Source organism: Micromonospora sp. MH33 (assembly GCF_003013775.1).
Lineage (GTDB): Bacteria > Actinomycetota > Actinomycetes > Mycobacteriales > Micromonosporaceae > Micromonospora > Micromonospora fulviviridis.
This window is the reverse complement of sequence record NZ_MUYZ01000295.1, coordinates 1-8,714: the sequence shown is the minus strand read 5'-3', so window position 1 is coordinate 8,714 and position 8,714 is coordinate 1. Positions and strand designations below refer to the sequence as shown.

The 8,714-nt window shown below is 74.0% G+C and carries 5 protein-coding genes; 3 read left to right on the top strand and 2 right to left on the bottom strand.

The genetic code is table 11. From position 1 onward, the window contains the following. A partial coding sequence (locus tag B0E53_RS29860; RefSeq protein WP_246835669.1) for an NB-ARC domain-containing protein occupies positions 1–1,277 on the top strand: 1,277 nt, incomplete at its 5' end. A gap of 41 nt (positions 1,278–1,318) precedes the next feature. Here B0E53_RS29860 and B0E53_RS29855 read toward each other — a convergent pair. After that, entirely contained in the window at positions 1,319–4,654 is a 3,336-nt protein-coding gene (locus B0E53_RS29855) for a S8 family serine peptidase (RefSeq protein WP_107079053.1), read from the bottom strand. A gap of 192 nt (positions 4,655–4,846) precedes the next feature. Here B0E53_RS29855 and B0E53_RS29850 point away from each other — a divergent pair, with 192 nt between their 5' ends. Then, positions 4,847–5,941, top strand: a complete 1,095-nt coding sequence (locus tag B0E53_RS29850) for a nucleotide disphospho-sugar-binding domain-containing protein (RefSeq protein WP_107079052.1) — start codon at positions 4,847–4,849, stop codon at positions 5,939–5,941. A 54-nt stretch (positions 5,942–5,995) separates the two neighbouring features. Here the strand turns inward: B0E53_RS29850 and B0E53_RS29845 are convergent, their stop codons facing one another. Further along, positions 5,996–7,354 carry a glycosyl hydrolase family 18 protein gene (locus B0E53_RS29845; protein ID WP_107079051.1) on the bottom strand — a complete coding sequence of 453 codons (1,359 nt, stop codon included), beginning with the start codon at positions 7,352–7,354 and terminating at the stop codon, positions 5,996–5,998. Positions 7,355–7,519: 165 nt separating this feature from the next. On the opposite strand from B0E53_RS29845, the gene B0E53_RS29840 reads away from it, so the two are divergent. Further along, on the top strand, positions 7,520–8,714 hold a 1,195-nt coding region (locus B0E53_RS29840; protein ID WP_246835668.1), incomplete at its 3' end, for an ROK family transcriptional regulator.

Here is an 8,714-nt window from a genome sequence, read left to right as displayed (position 1 = left end):
ACCTGCGCGCGGCTCGGGCCAGCCTGCTCGACCACGACCCGACCGACGGCTCCGGCTCGCGGCGCGGCGTCGGACCGGCCCCTCTTCGGCCCGGAGCGCCGTCCGGCGGCGCGGAGCCCGAATCATGGCCGCCGGCGGAGCCGGACCTGTCGCAGTCGACCCGGGCCGAGCCGCCGGCGCAGTTGCCGGCCGACCACCCCTACTTCGCCGGCCGGCGCGGCGTCGTCGCGGCCGCGGCGGAGCTGCTGGCCGGAGACCGGAGGACCACCGCCCTGGCGATCGACGGCATGCCCGGCGTCGGGAAGACCACCCTCGCGGTGCACCTGGCCCACCTGCTGGCCGGCCGCTACCCCGATGGGCAGTTGCACGCGGACCTGCGCGGTTTCGACTCCGGCGGCGCGGTGATGACACCGACGGAGGCGCTGCGCGGCTTCCTGTGGTCCCTCGGCGTCGCGCCCGCTGCCATCCCGGCCGAGCTGCACGGGCAGGCCGGCCTCTACCGCAGCCTCCTGGCCGAGCGCCGGATGCTGATCCTGCTCGACAACTGCCGCGACTGGGACCAGGTCCGGCACCTGCTGCCCGGCACCGGGGGCAGTCTCGTCATCGCCACCAGCCGCCGCCGGATCACCGGCGCGAGCGGCCCGGCCGGCGCCCACCCGCTGCACCTCGACCCGCTGACCGACGTCGAGGCCCGCGAGCTGCTCACCCGCTGGCTCGGCGACGCGGCGGCCGCCGATCCCGCCGCCGTCGACGAGATCATCGCGCGGTGCGGCGGGCTGCCGCTGGCCCTGGCGCTGGTCGCCACCCGCACCCTCGGCCGGCCCGGGCTCAGCCTGCCCGCGGTCGCCGGCGAGCTGGCCGCCGCCGACGGCCGGCTGGCCGGCTTCGGGGACGCACACGCCGATCTGGAGACGGCCTTCTCCTGGTCCTACCGGGCCCTGACTCCCGAGGCGGCGCGACTCTTCCGGCTGCTGCCCCTGCACCCCACCGGCGAGCTGAGCACGGAGACGGCGGCCGCCCTGGGCGGCCTGCCCCTGCGCGTCGCCCGCGGCCTGCTCGCCGAGCTCGGGGCGCAGCTGCTGGTCCAGCCCGGCGACGGTCGGTGGCGGATGCATGACCTGCTGCGCGCCTATGCCGCGGACCTGGGGGAGGAGCACGACGACCCCGCCCAGCGGGCCGCGGCCGTCGCGCGGGTCCACGAGGTCCTCGCCTGGACCGGGGGGACGGACTCGCCGATGGCCCGGCGGATCCGCGACCGGCTGCGCGGGCACCGGTGACCCGGACGCGGCGCCGGTGGGCACCGCGTCCGGGGCCGTCCTCAGTACCGGTAGGCGCGGAGGATGGTCTGCTTGACCGTGTTACCGCCGGTGTCGGCGGCGGCGGCCCGCAGCGAGACGAAGCCGGTGCCGGCCGGGTTGCGCACCCAGGCGACCGCCTTCTCGCCGGACCGCAGGACGGTCAGCCGCTGCCAGGTCCTGCCGTCGTCGAACGACGCCTCGACGGTCAGGGTCCTGGTCCGGCCCGGCGCCGCCCCGAGCTGACGGTCGAGCGAGACCGGGATCGCGAACATCCGGCCGGCGGGCGCCCGGTTGTCGATGTCGAGTTCCGGGGAGAACCGGATCGCCGTCATCGGCAGCTTCACCAGATCGCCGTCGGCCACGTGCGCGGACGTGAAGGTCCACTCCGCGTCGACCACGGTCGACAGGGTGAACGCCGGGTCGCTGCGGAAGGTCGCGGCCAGCCGGTAGTCACCCGTCTCCGCGGGTACGTTCCACACCCAGGGCGCCTGGTTCGCGTCGCCGACCTTGACCCCGTTGCGGTAGAGGCTGACCTCCACGCTGCCGTCGCGAACATGCCGGAAGCCCATGTGCCCGCTGCCGTCGCCGTGCAGCGGCCCCGGCCCGCCCATGATGTCGCCCCAGTAGCGGGTGGCGAACTGCTGGCCGAAGTTCGGCTCCGGGAAGACCGGCCCGGCCACCCCGTTGGCCCACTTCACGTCGTACGTGCGCCCGGGCCGGAAGCTGGTCCACGCCGACTCGTAGTACGTGTACCTGAGCTGGGACGAGGTCGACTGCCAGACCGCCTTCTTGTCCTGGTTGTAGTACTCGGTGATGGTCCCCGGCGCGTCGTAGCTGAAGCTCGGCGGGATGTTGCGCTCGTCCCGGTAGATCGGCGAGTTGCCGGGCGCGTGCGCGACCGCGGTCCGCGAGACCGGCACGCCGGCCACGTCCGCGCCGACCCGGGAGCGGACCGTGGCGAAGTCGCCCGCGCGCAGCCTGCGGGTCAGCCCGGTCATCATCTTCTCCGGCTCGTAGAAGTAGACCCGGTAGACGTACGGGCTGTTGTGCAGGCTGCCGTCCTCGGCCACCTGACCCCAGATCCCGTTGACGTAGGAGACGAAGCCGGGCGTCCGGCCGGCACCGATCTGCGCGGTCCGCACGTGGTCGAGCGGGATGCCCATCACCACGCCGAACGGATCGTTGCTGCCCCAGATCTGCGGCTGCTCGGTCCGGATCGTCCAGCCGAACTCCTGGTGGACCGCGGTGGCCTTCGGGTTCGGCACCGACACCGTGACCGGCTTCGCCAGGCGGGCGTCCATGGTGAGGGACTGGTCCGTCGTGAGGTCGAGGCTCGGGCGCATCAGCGAGGTGACGTCCGGGAGGAACGGGTCGCCGGTCAGCAGGTAGGTCTGGACCAGGTAGCGGCCCGCGCGGACCCGGTACGTGGTGGTCGTGGGGTCGTCGAACACCATGGTGGTCTGCCGGTCCAGGTCGGTCAGCAGGGTCACCCAGCCCTGCTCGGCGGTGGGCGCGCCGCCGTCGGGCCCGACGAGCTTGAGGCTCAGCCGGTGACGGGCGACGTCGAGCGCGACCGGGGTCTGCACCTGCACGCCGTCGCCGGTGGCGGTCACCTCACCCCCGAAGTAGTGGTCCGGCAGGCCGGCGCCGGCCTGGACGGTGACGGTCACGGTGGCCGTGCCGCCGGCCGGGACCGTCACCGAGGAGGCGTCGAGGCCGAACAGGCCGGCCGGCGCCGGGGCGCGGTCGGCGTCCTTGGCGTCGAGGGAGAGCGTCAGGGTGAGGGCCGAGGAGCCGCTGTTCGCGTACGTGATCGTGTGCTGCTGCGCGGTGGTGGCCCGCCCGAAGGCGACGCTGACCGGGTTGGTCGTGACGGTCTGCCGGGTCGCCCGGGCGACGTCGAGGAGGCCCGCGCCCTGCTCGTAGACGCCGATGGTGGCGCTCGGCCGCGCGGCCGCCATCAGCGTGGACTTGATCCGCTCCGGCGTCCAGTCCGGGTGCTGCTGGGTCAGGATCGCCGCCGCGCCGGCCACGTGCGGAGTCGCCATCGAGGTGCCGTTGAGGCTGGTGTACTGCGGGTTATCGTCGTTCGGCCACAGGTCGGAGGTCGAACTCCGGGCGGCGAGGATGCCGACGCCGGGCGCCGTGACATCCGGCTTGATGCCGGCGTCACCGCTGCGCGGACCCCGGCTCGAGAACTCGGCCAACTCGCCCGTCTTGGTCACGGCGCCCACGGTCAGCGCCTCGTCCACGCTGCCGGGCGAGTTCACCGTGGACTCGCCGGCCTCACCGTCGTTGCCCGCGGCGACGACGAAGAGCACGCCGTAACGGTGGGTGAGATCGGCCAGGGCCGCCTCGATCGGGTCGGTCTCCGGGCTGTCCGTGCCGCCGAGGCTCATGTTGGCGACCTTGACGCCCTGCTGCGCCGCCCACGTCATGCCGGCCAGGATCGCCGACTCGGGGCAGCCCTCCTCGGTGCAGACCTTGGCACTGTAGAGGGTCGCGTCGGGCGCCATGCCCTTGTACCGGCCCTGGGAGGCGGCCGCGGTGCCGGCGATGGTGGAGGCGACATGGGTGCCGTGGCCCACCCGGTCGAGGGTGTCCGGGTCGGCGGTGAAGTTCGCCGCGGCGGCGACGCGGCTGGCCAGGTCGGGGTGGGTCTGGTCAACGCCGGTGTCGATCACGCCGACCTTCACCCCGCGTCCCGTCCAGCCGGCCTGCCAGGCCTGCGGCGCACCGGTCAGCGGGACGCTGACGTCCAGGGTGGGGTGGCGCAGCCCGTCGAGCCAGATCTTGTCGAATCCGGCCCGCAGCCGCCGCTCGTTGCCAGCCGCCGAGGACGTGAGATCGTTCCAGAAGGAGACCGCCTCCGCGCGGCTCTCCGCGACAGCGCTCGCGCCGGAGAGCTCCCGGGTGGTCCGGGCGCCGGCGAGGCCGGCGGGGGCCGCGCCGCCGTGCTGGACGATGAGCGGCAGGGTGGCCCGGGTGTCGTCGTAGCCGAAGCCGATCAGCGTGGAGATGTCGAAGAGCCGCTCGTCGAGCTTGCCCCGGTTGAGCAGGCCGACGGCGTCGGCGGGGATGACCCGCACGTCCTCGCCGGCGCTGTGGGTGATGAACGGGATCCGTTCCCGTCCCTTGCCCGGCACGACGTCGACCGTCGTCCGGCCGTTCACGGTGCCGAGGTGGACGACGTCGCCGGTGAGCAGAGTGACCGCCCGGGGCTTGGACGCGACCGCGGGTGGGGTCGCCGGTTTCGCGGCCCGGGGCTGCGCCGACGCGGGTGTACCGCCCGGAGCCGCCGCCGAGACGCCCAGCACCACCAGTGCCAGCGCCGATAATGTGCGAACTGAACGCATGATTCTCCCTGGATGAACGCGAGAGGTATCCGGGTGCTCCGGACGTGACGCGGGGGTGAAAGTTCATCCGAGTGACCTGGGTCACTTCCGCCGGGCGCGGACTGCCAGGGGACGCCGGGGTCGCTGCCCAGGAACGGTTGGCGGAAGTCGACGGGTTCGACGACGCCGGTCGTCGTTCGTTCTAATAGGGACATGCGCGTCCTGATCGTGTCCGCGCCGCTGCAGGGGCACCTGCTTCCGCTGGTCCCGCTCGCCCTCGCCTGGCGGGACGCCGGCCACGACGTGCTGGTCGCGAGTGGCGGCGACGCGCTGACCGTCGACCTCGGCGGCCTGGCGGCGTACGACGTCGCGCCGGGTTTCGCGTTCGGGCGGATCGCCGGCCGGGTGATACTGCGACATCCGCTGCTGGCCCGTAGGGAACTGGCCGGGCGTGCGGGCACCGCGGTCGTCGGTGAGCTGTTCGGTGCCGCGAACGCCACGTTCGTGGACGCCGTGGTCGCGCTGGCCCGGCGGGAACGGCCCGACCTGGTCGTCTACGAGCCGCTGGGCGTGGCCGGGGGAGTCGCCGCCGAGCGCGTCGGAGTTCCCGGCGTCGTGCAGGAGAACAACCTGTTCCCCGCCGCGGATCTCGTCACGGCCGTGGCGGCGAGCGGACCGATGAGGCGGTACCGGTTCAGCGCGCCGGTGGCCTCGATCACCGTGTCGCCGCCGAGCCTGACCGGGCCGAGGCCGGGACTGCCCATGCGGGCGGTGCCGTACTCGGGCGGCGGGGAGGTGCCGGACTGGCTCCTGAGCGCAGGGGAGCGGCCCCGGATCATCGTGAGCCGGAGCACCGTCGCGGGTCCGGGCGGCGGCGACCCGACGGCGGCGATCATCGCGGCCGCGCCCGCCGTGGACGCCGACATCGTGCTCGTCCGGCCGCCCGGCAGGCTGCCGCGGCTGCCGGAGAACGTCCGGACGGTCGGCCGCGTGCCGCTGGACCGGGTGCTTCCGTACGCGACGGCGTACCTGCACCACGGCGGGGCGGGCAGCGTGCTGGGTGGTCTGGCGGCGGGCGTGCCGCAACTCGTCGTGCCCGGGCCGGGCGACCGGCGGCACAACGCCGAAATGGTGGCGCGGCGCGGCGCCGGTCTCGCGGTGGAGGCCCGGGCGATCACACCGGACGTCCTGACCCGGCTCGTCACCGACGTGTCGCTCGCCGAAGCGGCGGCCGACGTACGCGACGAGATGGCCGCGATGCCATCGCCCTCCGACGTGGTGCCCGAACTGACCGCCCTCGCCCGGTGATCCTCCTGGGGCTTCGGTGCGGGGCCCCGCGCGCCTGCGGGGCCCCGCGTGGCCTCAGCGGCCCTGGAGAGACTTGACGTTGTCGCCGAAGGTCCAGCCCTTCGAGCCGTCCCAGTTGACCGACCAGGTCATCAGCCCCTTGAGGCCGCCCCGGTAGGTGTTCCACGCCTGCGCCACCAGCGACGGGCTCAGGTAGCCGCCGCCGGCCCCGGTCTGGGCCGGCAGCCCGGGAACCTGCTTGTCGTACGGGACGCGGATGGTGGTGCCCTGCACGACCAGGCCGGTGTTGAGGCAGTCGGTCTGGACGACGAAGCCCTGCACGGTTCCGGCCGGGTACGAGTCGCCGGCGCAGCCGTACATCGAGCCGTTGTAGTACTGCATGTTCAGCCACCAGAGCCGGCCGTTGTCCGCGTACTTCTTGACGATCGGCAGGTACGCGCCCCAGATCGAGCCGTAGGTGACGCTGCCCCCGGTGACGTACGCGGTCTCCGGCGCCATGGTGAGCCCGAAGCCGGCGGGCATCTGGGCCAGCACCCCGTCGATGATGCGCACGAGGTTGGCCTGCGAGGTGGAGAGCTGGTTGATGTTGCCGCTGCCGGTCAGCCCGGTCTCGATGTCGATGTCGATGCCGTCGAAGTTGTACCGCTTGAGGATCGGCACGACGGTGGCGACGAACCGGTCGGCGACCGCGCTGGAGCCGAGGTCGATGCCGGCGGTCGCGCCGCCGATCGACAGCAGGACGGTCAGGCCGGCGGCCTTGGCTTGGCACACCTCGGCCGGGGTGGGCACCTTGACGCCGGCGTCCATGCCGTCCTCCCAGAGCACGGTGCCGTCGGAGCGGATCACCGGGAACGCGGCGGTGACCACGTTGTAGCCGTGGGCGGTGATCCGGGAGTCGGTGATCGGGATCCAGCCCATGCCGGGGTGCACGCCGTTGGACGCGCCGTCCCAGTTCTCCCAGTAGCCCTGGAGCACCTTGCCGGCGGGCCGGGACCTCAGCGCGCAGGTGCTCCCGCCGGGCGGCGGCGTGGTCGGGGTGGGGGTGGGCGTCGCCGTGGGGGAGGTGGTGGGCGTGGGAGTGGGCGAGGGCGGCTTCGTGGTGGGGGTCGGTGACGGGGTGCCGGCGCCGCAGGCGCCGAGGTCGCTCCAGAGCGCCGGGGTGGCCGGTGGCGTCCAGCCCGCGCCGGCCGGCGGGGTGTGGGTGACCAGCGCCTGGTAGAGCCGGTTGGCGTAGGTGGCCCGGCTGCCCGCGGTCCAGGTCACCCCCTCGGCCCAGGCCGGCACGCCCGCACAGGAGACCAGCGCGGTCTCCGCGGCGGAGGCGGCCAGACCGGTGGCGGCCGGCAGGGCGGTCGGGACGGCGAGCAGCAGGGCGCCGCCGAGCACGGCGGTCAGCCGTCGTCGAAGTCGCATGACATACCTCCTCATCGATGCGCCGGAGGCTAGCAGTTAACTTTGTTAAATGTAAATGCGCAGTAGTCTGTCAGCACTTGGTTCATGGCGTGAAGCAGGCCGCCGGGGGGCGGCCGGGAGAGGACGGCGGCGGACGTGGACGCCAGACGCACCACCGTGCGCGACATGCGTCGTGCCAACCGGTCGGTCCTGCTCACCCGGATCTGGCTGGACGGCCCGCTGAGCCGGCACGAGCTGGGGCAGTCCACCGCGCTCAGCCTGGCCAGCGTGAGCAACCTGGTCGGCGAGATGATCGCCGAGGGCCTGGTCGAGGAGGCCGGCTCGGTCGAGTCCGACGGTGGCCGCCCCCGGGTGCTGCTCCGGGTCGCCCCCGGCTACGGCTACCTGGTCGGCGCCGACGTCGGCGAGACCCGGGTCCAGGTCGAACTCTTCGACCTGGCGATGACCGCCCTGGCCAAGGCGGAATACCCGATCGGGGCCGCCGAGCCTGACCCCCGGCAGGTCACCGACCACCTGCTGCAGGGCCTCACCGCCGTGATCGAGCAGGCCGGCGTCGACCCGGCCGCGGTGCTCGGCTTCGGCGTCGCCGTCTCCGGCACCGTCGAGCGCACCGCCGACGCCGTGGTGCACGCGCAGACCCTCGGCTGGGACGGCGTGCCGCTCGGCGCCATGCTGCGCGCCGGCACCGACATCCCCGTGCACATCGACAACGGCGCCAAGACGCTCGGCCAGGCCGAGATGTGGTTCGGCGCCGGGCGCGGCGTCCGGCACGCGGTCATCGCCCTGGTCGGTTCCGGCGTCGGGGCCTGCGTGGTCGCCGACGGCGTGGGCTACCGCGGCGCGCACAGCAGCGCCGGCGAGTGGGGGCACACCACCATCGTGTACGGGGGCCGCCGCTGCCGCTGCGGCAACCTCGGCTGCCTGGAGGCGTACGTCGGGGCGGAGGGGGTGCTGGACCGGTTCCGGCAGGCCAACCGGGGCCGTCCGGCGGCCGGCCGCGACGAGGAGAGCGCCTTCGGCGAGCTGCTGCGCGCCGGCAGCCGCACCGCCGCCAAGGTGCTCGACGAGACGGTCGGCTATCTCGGCGCCGGAGTGGCGAACCTGGTGAATCTCTTCAACCCGGAGCGGGTGGTGCTCGGCGGCTGGGCCGGCCTGGCCCTGGGCGAGCGCTACCTGCCGCAGATCCGCGAGGTCACGGCGCGGCACGCGCTGCGCCAGCCGTACGCCCAGACCTCGATCGAGCTGTGCCGGCTCGGACCGGACGCGGTCGCGATGGGCGCGGCCACCCTGCCGATGGCCCGGCTGCTGCGCGACGGCGGTGTGCCGCGCGAGCCGGCCGCCCGGGTGGTGCCGGCGCCGG

What these genes read in the sequence shown, in the direction of transcription:
- B0E53_RS29855 (WP_107079053.1), bottom strand. Translation starts at nt 4,654, where the DNA reads ATGCGTTCAGTTCGCACATTATCGGCGCTGGCACTGGTGGTGCTGGGC.
- B0E53_RS29850 (WP_107079052.1), top strand. Translation starts at nt 4,847, where the DNA reads ATGCGCGTCCTGATCGTGTCCGCGCCGCTGCAGGGGCACCTGCTTCCG.
- B0E53_RS29845 (WP_107079051.1), bottom strand. Translation starts at nt 7,354, where the DNA reads ATGCGACTTCGACGACGGCTGACCGCCGTGCTCGGCGGCGCCCTGCTG.